Here is a 16,942-nt window from a genome sequence, read left to right on the forward strand (position 1 = left end):
ACGGTTCCCTCGTCAGCTTCAAGCGTAGGTGGTGCCTGCGCTGACGTCTAATCGCAATAGGGACTGACAGGCAGCCCCTTCATTGATTGATCTGGAACTCGACCCGCGCAGTCTGGCCACTCTCATCCAGCGCGCTGAGCTCTACACGCCCTGCCTGTTCAAAGCGGGCACTCAGCGATTCCTGCCCCTGCGATTCGCCCAGCGGTACGCCATTGAGGAACCACCAACGCCGACCATTGCCGCCCAGTGCGGACACCTCAAGGCGCAAGGGCTCGCTGCTCGACGCCGGACGCCGCAACTGATCACCCTGGCGCACCCCGACGATCGACAATGGCGGTGCGCTAGCCGGTACCTGGGGTGGGCAATCAGGATCAATTTTCGGCAGTCGCGCCTCTCGGCGCTCTACACGTGGCAGCCAGGGTTCCAAGGGTGCCGGCCACAAGGCAATCTCACGGGGTTGAGCGCCACTGCAACTGTGGTCTACCCGCTGTCCCTGGGCGTTTACCCAGACCGTTTCACGCAAACCGACGCTCAAGGGTTGATCAGCTGCCAGCAAGGTCGGCGGGGCAGTGCCATCCAGGGTCCAGGCAAAGCGCTGGCGTCGGCAGTTGTCATCCTGACGAGCCATCGGTTGCCCGAGCGGCCAGCAGATCGCGGCCACGCCGACGTTGTCGGGTACTGCAGCCACCGGCACGGCAATGCCGCGCTGGCTGTCACGGTTACTCAACACATCATGCACCTGCAGCATCAGCGGCGCTGCCGACGCCAGGCCGAACTGTCCGGGCACCGGCGTACCGTCGGGGCGTCCAATCCAGATGCCGATCAGATAACGAGGGCCGACACCAATCGACCAGGCATCACGAAAGCCATAACTGGTACCCGTCTTCCAGGCCAGCAGTGGCCGCTGTACCAATTCGGCATGCGGGTCGCGGTCGGGGCGCGCCTGACCACTGAGAATACGCCGGATGATCCAGGCGCTACCCGGCGACAGCAGCCGCCGGTCAAGTAATGGCGCGTCTGGCTGCAAGCGCATCGGCGCACTCAAACCGCCCCGTGACAACGCCCCGTAACCGGCCACCAAATCCTCCAGGCGACTGCCCGCCCCTCCCAGAATCAACGACAGGTTCGGTTCCGCCAGCGGCGGCAATGTCAGCGGCACGCCTCCATTGCGCATCTGCGCCGCAAAGCGCTTTGGCCCATAGGCTTCGAGCAACTGCACCGCGGGCAGGTTCAACGACAGGGCCAGCGCCGAACTGGCAGCCACCGGGCCGCTGAAGCCCATGGAGAAGTTGCCTGGCCGATAATCACCGTAGCGCCTTGGCACATCCTGGAGCAACGACTCGGAATGAATCAGACCATCATCCATGGCCATGCCATAAAGGAACGGTTTGAGGGTAGAGCCTGGCGACCTGAGTGCAGTGATCATGTCGACATGGCCAAAGCGGCGCTCATCGTTCAAGTCGACGGAACCAAGGTAGGCACGCACGGCCATGTTCTGAGCTTCAACCACCAGAATCGCGGCCGAGGTACGTTCAGGCAGACGCGCGCGCCAGCCCAGCAACAGGTCTTCCAGGCGCCGCTGCAATGAGGCATCGAGCGTGGTGCGGATCAGGGGTGGGCTGTGCGGCCGGTTCAGGCGTCGCGCCAGCAATGGCGCCAAGGCTGGTTCCTGGCGGGGAGCCAGGAGCAATGGTTCTTCCATGGCCTCGGCAATCCGTTGCTGCGGCCATACCTGATACTCGGCCAGGCGCTTGAGTACTTTGTCACGCGCCACTTGAGCACGGGCCGGATGTCGGTCTGGGCGCAAGCGGCTTGGCGCCTGCGGCAATACCGCGAGCATCGCCGCTTCGGACGGCGTCAAATGCTGTGGCGACTTGCCCAGGTAAGCCCAACTGGCCGCGGCAACACCCTGCAAGGTGCCGCCGAAAGGTGCACGATTGAGATAGATCTCAAGGATCTGCGCCTTGGACAAATGCCATTCCAACTGCGCCGTGCGCCACAGTTGGCGCAGTTTTCCAGGCAAGGTGCGCGCGTGCGGGTCCAGCAATCGAGCAACCTGCATCGACAGGGTGCTGCCGCCCGACACCACCCGCCCACCGCGCAGGTTTTGCCAGGCAGCGCGGCCTAGCGCCAGCGGATTGACCCCAGGGTGCTGATAGAACCAGCGATCCTCATAAGTCAGCAGCGCCTGCAAATAATAGGGGGACACCTGATCGGCGCTGACCGGATAGCGCCAGACCCCTTCGGCATCGGCGAAGCGCCACAATGGCGTGCCGTCCTCGGCCAGCACGACACGTGCCAAATCATCAGCCGGAAGTGGCAGCGGCCACACCCGGTCAGCGATCCACAGCAGCGCAGCAAGCAATACCAGCACGCCCGAAACGACACTCAAGCGTTTCGCCATGGGGCTGAGCGAGCGAGCTAAGATGAGCATCAGACGTCCCTGTCAGCAGCAATGGGCAGGGAACCGAGCAGCACATTGGAAGGCCAAAGGTTTGGCAACGGCAGACTCGCCGAGACGATCATCAGGAAGCAACTATGCATGTAGAAGGTTTTTTCGAGTGGCTCGGCCAGGCCCTGGGGGCGCTGATCCGCTTTGTCGTTGATGGTTTGAGCGGGTTATTCAACCTGCTGGCCAACGCCGGTGGCAATTTCATCGATGGCCTGGCACGCACATTGGGCATGGACACCTCGCTGGTCAGCATCATCGCCCTGATCATCGGCTTGATGCTGCTGTACTCGGCCATCCGTGCCTTCATGCGTGCCTCGATCATTCTCGGCATCATCTGGCTGGTACTGGGGCTGTGGGTACTGAGCTGGATCATTCACTGATGGCAGTATCGCCCTTGTCGCTGCCGGCGTTGGCAAAGCCAACGCCGGCACAATCAGTGGGATGATTACTCAGCGCCCCCTGACCACCATCTCCCCTGCCGACTCACCCACCGACTGCAGGTTAGGGCGGTACATCGACTCTACTTGCGGTGGAGGCACACGGTAGGTGCCCGGCGTTACCGCCCGCGCCAGATAGAGCAAATGCGTAGTGGCGTAGCTGTCCACCGGCAACGCCGCCACATAGCGATCATCGCGAAATTCCTGGTGCACCAGGTTGGCATTCTGCATCGACTCTCGCCATTGCTTGACCGCGCTGCTGGCATTTTCCAGGCTCGCCGCGCTCTGCGCCAGGTTCTGGTTTTCCAGCTCCAGGCCGGCAGGCAACAGGTCGACAACCAACGCATCCGGCACCCGCGAAGTAGCGGTAACGGCCAGGTGTACCAGCACCAGATCACCACTCTTCAGCGCGCGAATGTCCAGAGGCTGGCCATTCATACCCAGATACTCACGACGAATATTCATTCCGGCGCTGCTCGGCGTCGGGGCGTGGCGTGGATAACCGGACAGGGTCAATTGCTGGTACAGCGTGTCGTTACTCTGGTTTTGAACCGTCAATGGCGACGCCAGCAGCGGACCTTCAAGCTTAAGGCCCGACTGCGCGCTATCGAGGTCGCGCAGTTCACCGGCGCTGTCCAGGCGTGCCGACCACTTGCCTTCAGGCTTGCTCAACAGACCGCGTCCAGCCAGGAACAAGGCGTTACGCTCCTGAGTCGACAGCCACTGGGTGGCTGCCACTTGGTCAGACAGCTGGAACAAGCGCTGGTCCACGCTGTTGCTGGCCAGGTTGTTTTCTTCCAGCAAAGCCAGAATCAAGGCCTGGTCACGCACCGGGCTGCCGTAGTCAGCGAGCCATTCTTTGCTGTCGCGGCTAACCGCCAGGCCCGCCTGCAACGCTTGCTGGGCACGTGGTTTGTCACCCATTTTTTCCAGGGCAATGGCCAACTGCACCAACGGCAAGCCGGAGCGTGCATCGCTGCGTCTCTCGAACACGCTACGCAATGCACCCAAGGGGGCCTGTTGCGTACGCGCAAGCACCAACGCTGCATAAGCCTGCACAGCAAAGCGACTGTGCTCGGCGTTGTTGCTGTAGTTCACCTCGATCAGGTTACGTTCTTGCAGATAACGCAGCAGACGCTCGCTGGCCTTCTTCAACGCATCGGCCGGTACCGCGTAGCCTTGCTCGCGAGCACGCAGCAGGAAGTCGGTGACATACGCGGTCAGCCAGTACTCTTCCTCGCTGTCCGAACTCCACAGGCCAAAGCTGCCGTTGTAGCGCTGCATCCCGAGCAGATGCTCGATACCCATTTCGATCTTGCGCTTGCGCACATCGGCCGGCTCTCCAGTGATCCCCAGGCGCTTGAGGGTTTCGGCATCGGCGTACAGCGAGGGATAAAGGCCACTGGTGGTCTGCTCCAGGCACCCGTACGGGTAGGCTTCCAGGGCGCGGATCTGTTCAGCCAGGTTCAGCGGAGGTCGGCTGGACAATGCCAGTGTGGCCTCCAGCCCCGCCGGTTCGAACTCGGCCAGATCGGATTCCGGCAGGCTCCACGGCTGCTCGTTGAGCGCCACCCGATAGTGCTTGAGCATCGCCGGGTAAGCCGGGCGAATGCCCAGGGTCCATTCACGGGTGAACGCCGTGGCCTTTTCGCCAGGCAGTTGCAGGCCCAGCACTTCGACCTTGACCTTGCCCTGGCCCAGGCCGCCGGTGGCCTGCACCGGCACCCGCAGGGTGACGCGCTTGCCCTGGGTCAGGTCCAGGGTTTGCTCGGCTGTGCGCATCAGATCCAATTGGCCTTCCGTGCTCAACCGCACAGTGAGCTTCTGCGCCTGGCCGGACAAGTTCGACATATCCAATGCCAAGGTGGTGCTGTCGCCCCCCGCCAGGAAACGTGGCGCCGACAATTCGGCAATCAACGGCGCGGCAACCACCGTCTTGCCCTCGGCTACGCCATAGCGATCATCGGTCCAGGCCTGGGCCATCAAGCGCAGTTCGCCGTTGAAATCGGGGATGTCGACGCTGGTCTCGCCTTCGCCGTTCGCGTCCAGGGTTACCGGCGCACTTTGCTGGGCAACGATGGTGATGCTGGTGTTGGGTCGCTTGCCACCCTTGGCCATGGCCGCATCGCCACCGAAGGCGAGGCTGGCCAGACGGCCCTGGCCAGCTTCGATCAACTGACCGTAGATATCCAACTGGTCGGCGCCATAGGCCTTGCGCCCGAACATGCCAGTGAAGGGGTCGGGGGTCGGGTAGTCGGTGATATTGAGAATGCCCACGTCGACCGCGGCCAGCAACACGTGTACCTGCTCAGGCACACTGCCATCGGCATTTCGCGCCTGAACCTTGACCTTCAAGGGCTGCTTGGGACGCATTTTTTCCGGTGCACTGAGGGTGACCGCAAGCTTGCGCTCGGCTCGGTCCAGTGGCAGGTGCAGCACGCCAACCGCGCGTTTCGGCGTGGCGTTTACCTTACGCTCGCCGGGACGTATCACCAAGGCGCTGACGTACAGGTCATGGCGGGCCCATTTGCGGTCCAGGTTGATGGCGAAAGTTTTGCCTCCAGCCGGTACATCGATCTCTTGCCACCACAGCGGACCTTCGCTCGACTCAACCATCAGGTAGCCGGTACCGGCAGCTGGAGGTGTGACGGTGACGTTGGCGGTAGCGCCATCCGCATAGGACGGTTTGTCCAGAGCAAGCTTGACCTGATCCGGGCGAACAGCGCCGCCGTCGGCGTTGTCCTGGGCGCGGTAGCCGGCCCAGAATCGCTCACTGGAAACCAGGCCGGTCTGCGGGTCTTCCACTTCAACCCGGTAAGGTCCCCATTCAACCTGGAAGTTGAGTTTGGCAGTGGACCCGGCCTTGACGTTGACCGTCTCCTCGCTCTGGGTCAGGAACTTCTCGTTGAAGTTGTAGCTCCAGCCGTCACTGTCGGAGTAGTTCCAATAGTAGTCGCGGCGCTCGCGGATCAAGCGCACCTTGAGGCCATTGGCGGCCAACTTGTTACCGTCGCGGTCGGCGACCAGCACTTCGAATTCCACTGGACCGTCGCTATCGGTTTCTTCTCCGTCAAACAGACCCCGCAAACCCGGCAAGCGCTCGGCGGGCCAGATCGGCTGTTCCAGGCGCCGGGTGATCGGCCGACCACCGGACTCCTGCAAACTGGCCTGTACTGTCAGTTGCAGCGGCGAGCGGGCCTCGGACCATTTGCTCTCGATGTTCAGTGTGGCCTTGCCGTTGGCATCGAGATTGACCTCCTCCAGCTCCAGGTCCTGGGTCAGTTCCTGCTCGGTAATCGAGCCGAACTGATAGCCTGGCAACGCGGGTACCGCTTCGCGCAGCGGGCGCACATAGGCCTGGCCGCTCAGGCGGTTGCCCGAGGCAGGCGCGCCGTACAGGTACCGACCATTAACGTCGATTTCAGCGCTTTGCTCAGGACTCAGAGGAACATCACTGCCTTTGAGCTCCAGGGCCAGGCGCTCAGGCAGGAAGTCTTCGACGAGAAATTCATAGATCTGTTTCTTGCCGCCCCCCAAATCGAACAACAGCTGCCAGCGACCGGTCGGCGCTTCAGTGGCCAACTGCAATTGGTACTGGTACAGGCCGTTGCTGCCCGGTTCCCATACGAATTTGCGGCTGATCTGTTCATCCGGCCGACGTACTTCAACGGTCACCGGCTGTGGCTTGATTGGGCGACCATCCTGGTCACGCAACAAGCCGTTGAGCAACACGGTTTCACCGGGGCGGTACAGGTCTCGCGGACCGAAGACGAAAAACTGCAGGGGATTGGCTTGCGGGCCGGTAATGTCGAACTCGGCCAGATCCAGCGCCGCACTGTTCAGGCGCAGCATCGTGGTGTGCACGCCTTGATGCGCCAATAGGGTTTGCGCCTTAGGCGGCATCGGCAACTGGGCATGACCATCGCTATCGGTTTTACCTTGGCCAACCACACGACCTTCGGCGTCGAGCAGTTCAAGGTTGACGCCGCTCAGGGCCTTGCCACCCTCCAGACCCTGGGTAAACACGTCCATGCGGTTCTGATAGCGGTGAGCCGACACACCGATATCGCTAAGGGTGAACAGCGTTGCCGGTTGCGAATAGTCATAGGTACCGGAAGCACGCATGACCGCAAGGTAGACCCCGGGTTCCTGCAGCGGCTTGATTCCAGCAATCGGCAGCAACACGGTTTCGCGGGTGTTGCGTGCAGGGTTCAGGTCGAAGCGTCCGCTGTAGACCAGCTCGGTCATGTTCAGGGTTTCTTTCGACTGGTAGTAATACAGGCTGCTGTTGCGACCCCAGGCACTGAGAAACGGCGAAAGCGACGCTGGCTTGACCCGGAAGAATTCGACATCGACCTTGTCGACGTTCAAGGCAATCACCGGCAACCCTTCGGCCAGGCGTGTCGGCAGCAGTGAGCCGCGGCTGGCAAAGCCAATGGTTGCCTGCATGTCGCGGGTTTCCAGGCGACTTACCGATTCGGCGGCCAGGCGCTCGCCGTTAACCGCCTGCAGGCCGGCATCGATGGTCAGCACCAGCTTGCGCTGCGGCTCCAGGTGACGCAGGCGCAGCTCCATCGCGTTGTCGGAGAGCTCCCAGGCGCCATCGACCTTACCTTTGACGGTGTCGACCAGATGAACCCGGTCGGCAAAATTCTGCTGCGCATCCAGCGGTACCGAGAACGTCAGGGACAACGCACTGGCGCCATCGACCTGGACTTCGGATACATCCACCACGCTCAGCTCGCGACCGGCATATCGCTTGGCCAGGGTTGCGGCATCTTCACGGGCCGGTTTGGCGACTTCCTGCGTCTGGGTTGGCGCGGGGGCCGGGGCCGGCTTGTCTGGGGCAGACGAGTCGCAGGCACTGAGCAAGGCCAGCGCACAGGCCAGCAACAATCCTTTGTTGAGCATGAAAGTAACTCTTTGGCAGCAGGTTCTGAGGGGAGAACTATATATCAACCAGGTCGTCACCGTACGCTGCGGCTACAATGTGCGGCTTGCCTGGAGCCGACATGTCCCAATTGCTGACCGACTGGCGCGACCGCCTGACCCACCGCAAGGTCTGGGCCCTGGCCGCACCGATGATTCTCTCGAACATCTCCGTACCCCTTGTGGCGCTGGTAGACAGTGCCGTGATTGGCCACCTGCCTCATGCCCACCAGCTTGGCGCGGTAGCGGTAGGTGCCAGCCTGTACACCTTTCTGGCGTTTTTGATGGGCTTTTTGCGCATGGGCTCCACCGGCTTTGCCGCCCAGGCTGCCGGGCGTGCCGATGGCGCGGCGTTGCGCCAGGTGCTGGTGCAAGGCCTGCTGCTGGCATTGCTGTTCGCGCTGCTCCTGGGCTTGCTGGCCCTGCCTTTCAGCCAGTTGGCCTTGCAACTGATGCAGCCGTCGGCAGCGTTGGAGCAATCCACCCAGGACTTCTTTCACACTCGCCTGCTGGGCCTGCCCGCCGCACTGGCGAGCTTCGCCTTGGTCGGCTGGTTCCTCGGTACTCAGAACGCCAGGGCGCCGCTGGCGATCCTGTTGACCACGAACCTGCTAAACATCGCCCTGAACCTATGGTTCGTGCTGGGATTGGACTGGGGCGTACTCGGTTCGGCCCGCGCCTCGGTAATTGCCGAGTGGAGCGCTGCCCTGCTCGGCCTGGCCCTGACCCGCCCGGCCTTGCGCGCCTATCCCGGAAAAATCGCCTGGGCCCTGCTCGCTCGCTGGCAGAGCTGGCGGCCGTTGCTTGCGGTCAACCGCGACATCTTTATCCGCAGCCTGGCGTTGCAGGCGGTGTTCTTCCTGATCACCGTCCAAGGCGCCCGCCTGGGTGAAGCCACCGTTGCCGCCAACGCCCTGCTGCTCAATGGCCTGCTGCTCACCGCCTACGCCCTGGACGGCCTGGCCCATGCAGTCGAAGCCTTGTGCGGCCACGCCATCGGTGCTGGCAATCGCCAGGCCTTGCGCCGTTCACTGACCGTAGCCTGCGGATGGTCGCTGCTGGCCAGCAGCGGCTTTGCGGTTCTGTTTCTGTTGGGCGGGCACCTGTTTATCAACCTGCAGACAGACATCGAAAGCGTGCGCACAACGGCGTACCAGTACCTGCCGTACCTGGCGCTGCTGCCCCTGGTTGCAGTCTGGAGCTATCTGCTCGATGGCCTGTTTATTGGCGCCACCCGTGCCCGTGAGATGCGCAACGGCATGCTGCTCAGCGTGGCCTTGGCACTGCCGGTGGCCTACGCCGCCAGCGACCTGGGCAACCACGGCTTGTGGCTGGCTTTTCTGCTGTTCATGGCCCTGCGTGGGGTAACCCTGGGGGTGATGGGTTGGCACCTGCAGCGCCGGGATGGATGGTTTAGTCGCTGAAAATCGCGGGGCAAGCCCTTGGGTGTACAAAAGAAAATTCATACGTCCTCTTAGGACGCCCCCTGCATCAATTCCTTGGCCGCCTTGTTAGCGTGCGCTGAAATTTGAACTTGCCCGGCTTTCTGCCGTGGCATCGCGTTCTGCGTTCACTTTTCAGAGTAAGGATAAGCGTATGTTCGCCCCGGCCAACGCTGCACACTTCGCGTTACTGATCCCGTCCATTCGCAATGACTTCAAGGTGTTGGCCTTTCACGGGACTGAGGCAATCAGTAGCTTGTACGCGATCCAGGTGGAGCTGGTCAGCGAGTACCCAGACTTCAACCTTGAAAGCCTGCTCGGCCAACCGGCGTTCCTCACGTTTGGCCTCAATGGCGAAGGTATCCATGGCCGCATCGACAACGTCTCGGTCGGTGAGCCGGGCAAACGCCTGACGCGCTATCACCTGACGCTGGTGCCGGCCCTGCACTACTTGCAGTTCAGCCATAACCAGCGGATTTTCCAACAGCAGACCGTTGTGCAGATCGTCACCCAGGTGCTCCAGGCGCACGGGATTCAGGCCGACACCTTCAGGTTTCATGTCACCACCAGCCCGCAGCGGGTCTACTGTACTCAGTACGGTGAAAGTGACTTCGATTTCATTCAGCGCTTGTGCAGTGAAGATGGCATCGCCTGGCACCACCAGCACAGCCCGGATGACCATCAACTGGTGTTCACCGACCACCAGACCTATTTTCCCAAACTCGATGCAACCCCCTATCAGCAAGGCACCGGCCTGGTGGCAGAGCATCCGGTGGTCAGCCAATTTGCCATGGGTTTCAACACCCGAACCACTAAGGTCACCCGCCGCGATTACGATCTGAAACGCCCAAACCTGTTGCTCGAAAGCAAGTCCTCCAGCACATCCGCCCCTGCTCTTGAAGACTACCGCTACCCCACGCTGATCGAGACGGCAAAACTCGGCGAACAACGTGCCCGCCATGCCCTGGAACGACAGCGAAGCGATTATCAGCTGGTTAAAGGCCAGAGCGATCAGCCCACCCTGCGCAGCGGTTACTTCTTCGACCTGACCGATCACCCGCGCAAGCAATACAACGACTTGTGGCTGCTGCTCAGCGTAAGCCATGAAGGCAAGCAGCCGCAGGTGCTTGAAGAGTCGGCCTCCAGCGACTGGCCGTCGGAGAACGGTTTCAGCCAAGGCTATCGCAACAACTTCAGCGCTATCCCCTGGGACGTGTTCTATCGTCCGCCGCTGGTCACGCGTAAAGCAGCGTTGGTGTGCGACACCGCACGCGTCACCGGACCTGTGGGCGAAGAGATCTACTGCGATGAGCATGGCAGGGTCAAAGTCGAGTTCCATTGGGACCGCGCGGAGCTTAACAGCGACAAGAGCAGTTGCTGGTTGCGAGTAGCATCCAGCTGGGCCGGGGAAAATTTTGGCGCAGTGACCATCCCGCGGATCGGCATGGAAGTGGTAGTGACCTTTCTCAATGGTGATCCCGACCAGCCGTTGATCACCGGCTGCGTGGCCAACAAGTGCACACCGGTGGCGTATCCGTTGCCCGCGAACAAAACCAAAACCGTCTTGCGCAGCCATAGCTCTCCGCACAATGGTGGCTACAACGAGTTGTTACTGGAAGACCGCGCCGGACAGGAAAAAATCTACCTGCGCGCGCAGCGCGACATCGAGCAACTGATCCTCAACGACAGCGACATCAAGATCGGAAACGACCGTCACGAGCAGATAAGCCAGAACAGTCACAGCCTGATCAACAATGACCGCTGTGAACAGGTCGATCACAACAGCTCCAGCCTGATCGGTGGCGACGAGCTACATACCACCCAGGGCCTGCGCAATACAGTGATCGGCGGTAACGACCTGATTTCCATCACCGGCAATAGCAGCACTGTGGCGGACGGCACATTGGTGATCCAGGCAGGTCCACAGGCGCACGTCACCGCCACCAATGTGGTGATCGATGCCGGAATGAGCCTGACCCTCAAGGCTGGCGGGCAACACATCATTATCAGTGCGGGAGGAATCTTCAGCAGCGTGCCCATCGTTCCAGGGGGCGCGCCGGTTGTCGGGGTTGCGTCCCAGCAGGCCCTTTCGGTCTTACCGGTGGCCGCCGCAGCGCTGGTTGCGCTGTCGCTGGCCGCACAAAAAACAGCGCTGGTACACGCCGCGCGACAAGCCGCCCCGATCTGCGCCGTGTGTGAAAAACTCGCGGAGTTGAACGCATGAACCAGGCCTATTTGCTGCTGGACGGCGCCCTCATCGATAGCTTGCCAGATCGCCTGTTTGAACTCGGATGCACCACCGCAGTGCAATCGCTGTATCAACGTACTGCGTACAGCGCGCTGATAAAGACCAGCCCGGTGTTGGTACCCGTAGTTGCCGACAGCCCCCTGGCAGAAACCTTTACCCACGAATGGAGCACCACCGCGGGTATCTGGCTTGAGTCCGAGGTGGATGAAGCGGCGTTACTGCAACATCTGCGCAGCCTGATCCACGCGCGCATCGAGGGCGATGTCACCGTCTTTTTTCGCTACTACGACCCGCGTATCGCGCACCTGTGGCTGACAAACCTTGAGCCACGCGAACGTGATCGACTGATGGGACCGATCCGCCGCATCTTACTGCCGGCGTCGTTTCAGCGTGGCGGTTGCATCGCCCAGGAAAACCCCGAACAGCCCATTGGCCAGTACTCGGACAAGCCTTGGCTATTGCTTGGCATGGAGCAATTGAATCAGCTCAGCGCCGCCAAGCAGCAGCATCTTACCGAGCAGTTGCTTGAGCATTGTCGGCACTACTTTGCGCAACGCCTGCAAGGGCTGGATGCCACAGCACAACAACAGTGGGCAACGGCGTGCCGGCGTAACGCTGAACGTCACGGCTACAGCGCAATTGATCAAGTCACGCGCTGGGCCAATTTTCACGCCGTGCTGGGTGATGAATTTCCCAACGCTGCAGGTCAAGCCGTGTACCGCCACATTCTCGACGACAAAGCGGCTTTGCCGACGCAGCGCCTCGATAACCTGAGTGCCGAACTGCATCGTCAATTACTCACCGATAAGGAGTTCACTGGATGAGCGCGAGCAAACTGGAACTGCTGGACCGATTGGCCCAGGCCGACCGCGCCGCCAAGGCACTGCCGCATGAAGACATCAACAGCCATCTGACGCCTTGTCCCGCCAGTCAGCCTGAGGTCTTCGTGGTGCCGGTGAGGTACGCACTGGCGGAAGAAAAAGCCGCTCATCCTTGCTGCACGCCCAGTGTTACTACCCGAAGCCGTCCCATGGCGGCACGGCGTCTGCGGGAAGGCTTTTTATACCTCTGGCAAGACCAAGGCCCGCTCAAGCGCTACGCCATCGCGTCGAATGGACTGCTCAGCGCGCAGACACTGACGTGTGAAAGCACCATCGTTTTACAGGGCACCCTGGCCGGGCTGCCCCTGAAAAAGACGCACGACGCCTGGATGCTCTACTCCGAATTCCCCCTCCCCGCAGAGCATTGCAAGGCATTGAGCAACAGTACCCAGCGCAACGCACACATGCGCCACATAGCCTTGCGCACAGTGGCCAATGAGCTGCAGGCACCTCATTGCCCGCCTCTGGCCGACGCCGAGCAAGTCATGGCCGAACTTATTCCGACCTCCTACGCCCGAGCAATGAAGGCTGACCATCAACGCGGCGACGACAACACGGCCGCGCTGGGTGAGGCGGTGATGAAAGCGCCCACGACCGACAATATCAAGGCGTATACCACAGTGATGCAGCGTCTACGTGATCGGGACAATGTCATCGCTCAACACCCCGAAGCCAGTGATGAGCCCGCGGGTGAGTGGAGTGCCAAACGGTGGGAGGCCCAGGGCACCCAGGATTGGCTGGAAAACACGAAAGCACAGGCCAATGGTTTGTTCGCTGTATTTGCCTGCCTGGACGATGACCTTGGCGTGCTGCGTGATATCAACCATGAGCAGGAGTGGGTCGAAACTCGTCACGAACAGTGGATGGCTGACAACAACCTGCGCCTGAGCATCGGTGGGTTTGTTCGCAGCCTGGTCAGCGAAGACGGCGCTGAGCTGGCGGGCAGCCTCAACTATCGCTACAAGGGGCGCGATTTCACCCTCACACCTGAGCAAGGTGAAATCATGCTCGATTGCCAGCACCGACTGGATAAAGAGCTGAAGGCTGAAACCGAGGCCCGCCGCTATGGTGGCCAGCCCACCCAGGCCGAAGCCAGGAACCGCGACGCGCGCATTGGCGCTATTGTCGGGCCCGTACGGGCCTTCATTCCGGCAGACCTGTACAACGAAGCCGAATACTTTGTGCGCGAGTATCGCGCCGAAAAGCAGGCCAACCTCAACAATGATTTCCTCAGCGCCAAGGTGAGCGAATACATCAACCTTGAGGCAATGAACACCTGGCTCGACTCCACCGCCCCCGCGCACTTCCAACAGATCGAGCAACGTCATCAAGCCCTGTTCAGCGACCGAGGTGTGTTCCTCAAGCGCTCGGCGAACGGCACCTGGTTTGTCGATTATCACGACCTGGACGCACGGCACTGGCTGACCGAACTGGCCAGCGGGTGCCTGACTGCACAATGCATTCGTGCCCAGGGCGCCGAACAATACGCCGAATACGTGCGGGCAGCCGATGGAGGTGCTTTAACGCACTTGTTCCGCGCCTGGACGCCCTCGCTCGATGTCGGCATCAACGTCTCTCCGCGCATGGACGAATTGCTGACCGCGCTGTCTGCCGAGAACATCGCCGCCACCCGTCAGGCACTGAAGCCCCTGAGCCAACCTCTGCTGGATGACCTCGCGGCCATGGGCCGCAACCCCCACAACCCATGGACCCTGCTGGTCAACCGCCTGTCGGCGTCGCTGCTGTTGCTCAAAGACAACATAACCTTCAGCGGTGAATGGATTGGCATTTTCATCACTGCTCGCCTGGGTAGCGACACGCGCCTGCAACAAGTGACCGAAGGCGGCCGACTGATCTGGTCTGTGGTGGGCAAACAAGCCGAAGACCTGACCCACTGGGCCAACACCACAGGAAAAGCCATCGGCGCCGGGCGCGTGGCAGGTATCGCGAACTCCCCTTTAGTGAGCAATAGCGGTGGCGTCTTACCTCTTGCCGTCTTACTGCTGAACTCACTCAACGCGTACAACTATCTGAGCCAAGCAGCAACATTGGAGGGAATGAGTGACCAGCGAACCAACGACACCGTTTCCGCAACGTTGTATACGGCTGCTGCGTTGACGGCGGTGATTGATGTTCAGGTGCGGGAGGGGTTGAAGAAGGATCGGTTTAATATTCGTTCAACTGCAGCCCCAATACTAACTCTGTTTGGTGGGGTGGTTGGTGGGTTCTCAGCTTACGCAGCACTAAGGGAATTCGAATCTCTGCAGATTCAGCTGGAAAGCGCACAAATGCGTGTCGATCCCTGGCTGGAAATGCGCCGGAACGTGGTAATGGGTCAGTTAACGGCCTACGGGGCCCAAGCATTATTAGGAGTAGTACAAACGGGCAAAACCTTGGCAGGTATAGTGGAAGCCGAAGTCGCCATCATGCGCTACTCGATGTACATGGGTCCGCTGAACTGGGTCATTGCGATGCTAGGCGTGCTTTACCTTGTCACCTGGTTCTTTCAGCAAACGCCACTGCAAAACTTCCTCTCCTCCTGCTGCTGGTCAAAATCGCGCGCAGGCAATCTGGATCCTGTCCCGGCCAAGGCCCAACAAAGCGAACTCAATCAGCTCTACAGCATACTATTCACACCCCGAATCAGTATGCAGTGCAGCTCGATCAGCACTGGATATGGCCCTATGGGGCTGACCGCAGAAAATTCCATTGATTACCTCACGATCGACTTGCCAGGCGCCGAGCCCAACAGTGCTTACCTGAGACTGAGCCTGATCGGTGACCCGGTTGATTCCGAGTACTACACCTACTTGATAAAAAACAGCCCGGGCCGTGTCCAACCGCCTCGACCGTGGCGGAATATGATTCCGCACTGGCTGTCCAGCAGCAGCTGTTGCTGGATACCCGTCGACGAAGGTCAAGGGTTACGCCTGAGTGGCCCTTTCAACACAGAACCACGCGTACTTGGCTCGCGCCCCGGCACAGTTTCCCTGCGCTTGTGGTATCGCACGCCTTTAACCGCAATGCTCGGCGCCAGAAGCTTTATTGGCGGCGAGCGGGGCGTTGCCTTCACCCTGAGTGACAGCGGCGTGGTCGCACTTGGCGATGATCCAACACCGGACCTGGATCGTGTACCTCAGTATGAGCTTGGAGCCGGCCTACCGGGTGCCTACTACCTGCGACCCAAGGGTAAAAAATGAGTACGCCACCGGCCGGCACCACAAAAAAACGGCTATTTTCGCGCAACGATTACCTCGCACCGCTACCCATCCCTACCGGTGAAAATCCCGCAGATGTACTCAATACGATATGGCGCAAGAACGACGTGTTTCTCGATATTGGTAATTACAGTATCGGTTCGGCGGTGATGATGCTTTGGTCAATGGCAATACTGTTTGCATTCATGGGATATCTGTTCAGGCATGATCAGGACGATATGCACATATTTGCGATCATGGTCACTTTTATCATCGGAATTCCTACCTTACTTCTGATTCAAGGTCTTTTCCGAGAAGTACCTTTACCCGTGCGCTTCAATCGACAGCGCCGTGAAGTATGCATACCGCAAGCAGATGGCGAGTACTGGATTGTCCCCTGGGAAAGCGTGACGGCAGCAGCCACGCAACATTCGTCAGTTAGCCAAGCCGGCAGAGCAACGATGGGCATGTTGTTCATTGGCTTCGATAACCCAGATCCGCACGCCAAGGAGGATAACAAGCATTACTCGCTGGGCTTTAACTGTGGCGGTGGCACCACCGCGATGGCGCTGTGGGAGTGCATGCGCAGTTATATGGAGATTGGACCGGACGCAGTCCCAGATAGCCGGGTAGGCGTCGCACCCTACGAAGAAACGCAAATCGGCTCAATCATTACCGACCTTTGTAAGGGGAACTTGCTTGGCGTTTTCTGGGGTTTGTTCTGCATTACGATTCTGGGGACTTATCTTGCGGAAAAACTGCAGAACTTGAAGCTGTCTCATCCGCCGAGTTTGACCTACCCCACCATCATTGAATGGTCGAAACCACTACCTCCCGAACAATGGGCCAAGCGTTCGCCTGAGCTGGAAGCGGCCATCGCCCAGAGTGAGGCCGAATTACTCGCGCAGACGCAACACAGGGAACAAACATGAGTACACCACCCGCAGGCACCACTAAAAAGCGGCTGTTTTCGCGTGACGACTACTTGGCGCCATTGCCCATTCCCACCGGGAGAAAACCTTCCGATGTGCTCAGCAACATATGGCGCAAGAACGATGTTTTCATCGATATTGGCAGTTACAGCGTCGGTTCTGCGGTGATGGTGACTTGGCCATTGGTGATGTTGTTTGTTGGATTAGCTTACGTCTTCAATGATCCTGATGCTTTGATCTTGGGAGCTTGCATTACAGGCCCCGCGATCTTTTTTGTGATTCTGGGCCTGTTCCAGGAAGGGCGGCCTCAAGGAGCAAGTGCAACAGTCAGTTAAAAAATCGGAGCGTGCTAATTACGAAATTGAACGAGATACCGCCTCCGAAGCATCGCGATCGTTTGGCGTCTGAGCGAACCGAGCCATCC

8 protein-coding genes and 1 pseudogene are annotated in these 16,942 nt (G+C 60.1%); 7 read left to right on the forward strand and 2 right to left on the reverse strand.

The features are described 5' to 3' along the window. Positions 1 to 79 precede the first annotated feature (79 nt). The gene (gene pbpC, locus H8F21_RS28075; RefSeq protein WP_413243055.1) at positions 80 to 2,434 is read right to left on the reverse strand and encodes a peptidoglycan glycosyltransferase PbpC; all 2,355 of its coding nucleotides are present in this window, start codon (positions 2,432 to 2,434) and stop codon (positions 80 to 82) included. 104 nt (positions 2,435 to 2,538) lie between these two features. Here pbpC and H8F21_RS28080 point away from each other — a divergent pair, with 104 nt between their 5' ends. Beyond that, positions 2,539 to 2,832 carry a hypothetical protein gene (locus H8F21_RS28080; RefSeq protein WP_133216558.1) on the forward strand — a complete coding sequence of 98 codons (294 nt, stop codon included), beginning with the start codon at positions 2,539 to 2,541 and terminating at the stop codon, positions 2,830 to 2,832. A gap of 69 nt (positions 2,833 to 2,901) precedes the next feature. Here H8F21_RS28080 and H8F21_RS28085 read toward each other — a convergent pair whose 3' ends face one another. Next, positions 2,902 to 7,800 carry an alpha-2-macroglobulin family protein gene (locus tag H8F21_RS28085; RefSeq protein WP_203585740.1) on the reverse strand — a complete coding sequence of 1,633 codons (4,899 nt, stop codon included), beginning with the start codon at positions 7,798 to 7,800 and terminating at the stop codon, positions 2,902 to 2,904. A gap of 101 nt (positions 7,801 to 7,901) precedes the next feature. On the opposite strand from H8F21_RS28085, the gene H8F21_RS28090 reads away from it, so the two are divergent. The 6 genes and pseudogenes from H8F21_RS28090 to H8F21_RS28120 all read left to right on the forward strand — a co-directional run. Further along, complete coding sequence (locus H8F21_RS28090; RefSeq protein WP_203585741.1) at positions 7,902 to 9,242, forward strand: MATE family efflux transporter; 1,341 nt, start codon at positions 7,902 to 7,904, stop codon at positions 9,240 to 9,242. 172 nt (positions 9,243 to 9,414) lie between these two features. Beyond that, positions 9,415 to 11,484, forward strand: coding sequence for a type VI secretion system Vgr family protein (locus tag H8F21_RS28095; RefSeq protein ID WP_203585742.1), 2,070 nt, complete (start codon positions 9,415 to 9,417; stop codon positions 11,482 to 11,484). Beyond that, positions 11,481 to 12,332: a DUF4123 domain-containing protein gene (locus H8F21_RS28100; RefSeq protein WP_203585743.1), complete on the forward strand. Its 852-nt coding sequence runs from the start codon at positions 11,481 to 11,483 to the stop codon at positions 12,330 to 12,332. Before H8F21_RS28095 ends, H8F21_RS28100 begins: the two co-directional genes overlap by 4 nt. Then, complete coding sequence (locus tag H8F21_RS28105) at positions 12,329 to 15,589, forward strand: toxin VasX (RefSeq protein ID WP_236043255.1); 3,261 nt, start codon at positions 12,329 to 12,331, stop codon at positions 15,587 to 15,589. Before H8F21_RS28100 ends, H8F21_RS28105 begins: the two co-directional genes overlap by 4 nt. Continuing rightward, the gene (locus tag H8F21_RS28115) at positions 15,586 to 16,518 is read left to right on the forward strand and encodes a hypothetical protein (RefSeq protein ID WP_203542877.1); all 933 of its coding nucleotides are present in this window, start codon (positions 15,586 to 15,588) and stop codon (positions 16,516 to 16,518) included. Before H8F21_RS28105 ends, H8F21_RS28115 begins: the two co-directional genes overlap by 4 nt. Next, positions 16,515 to 16,701, forward strand: a pseudogene (locus H8F21_RS28120) (hypothetical protein); the annotation flags it as partial. The gene H8F21_RS28115 and the pseudogene H8F21_RS28120, both read left to right, overlap by 4 nt. Between the last annotated feature and the right edge of the window lie 241 nt (positions 16,702 to 16,942).

It is taken from the genome of Pseudomonas arcuscaelestis (assembly GCF_016881005.1).
GTDB classification, from domain to species: domain Bacteria; phylum Pseudomonadota; class Gammaproteobacteria; order Pseudomonadales; family Pseudomonadaceae; genus Aquipseudomonas; species Aquipseudomonas arcuscaelestis.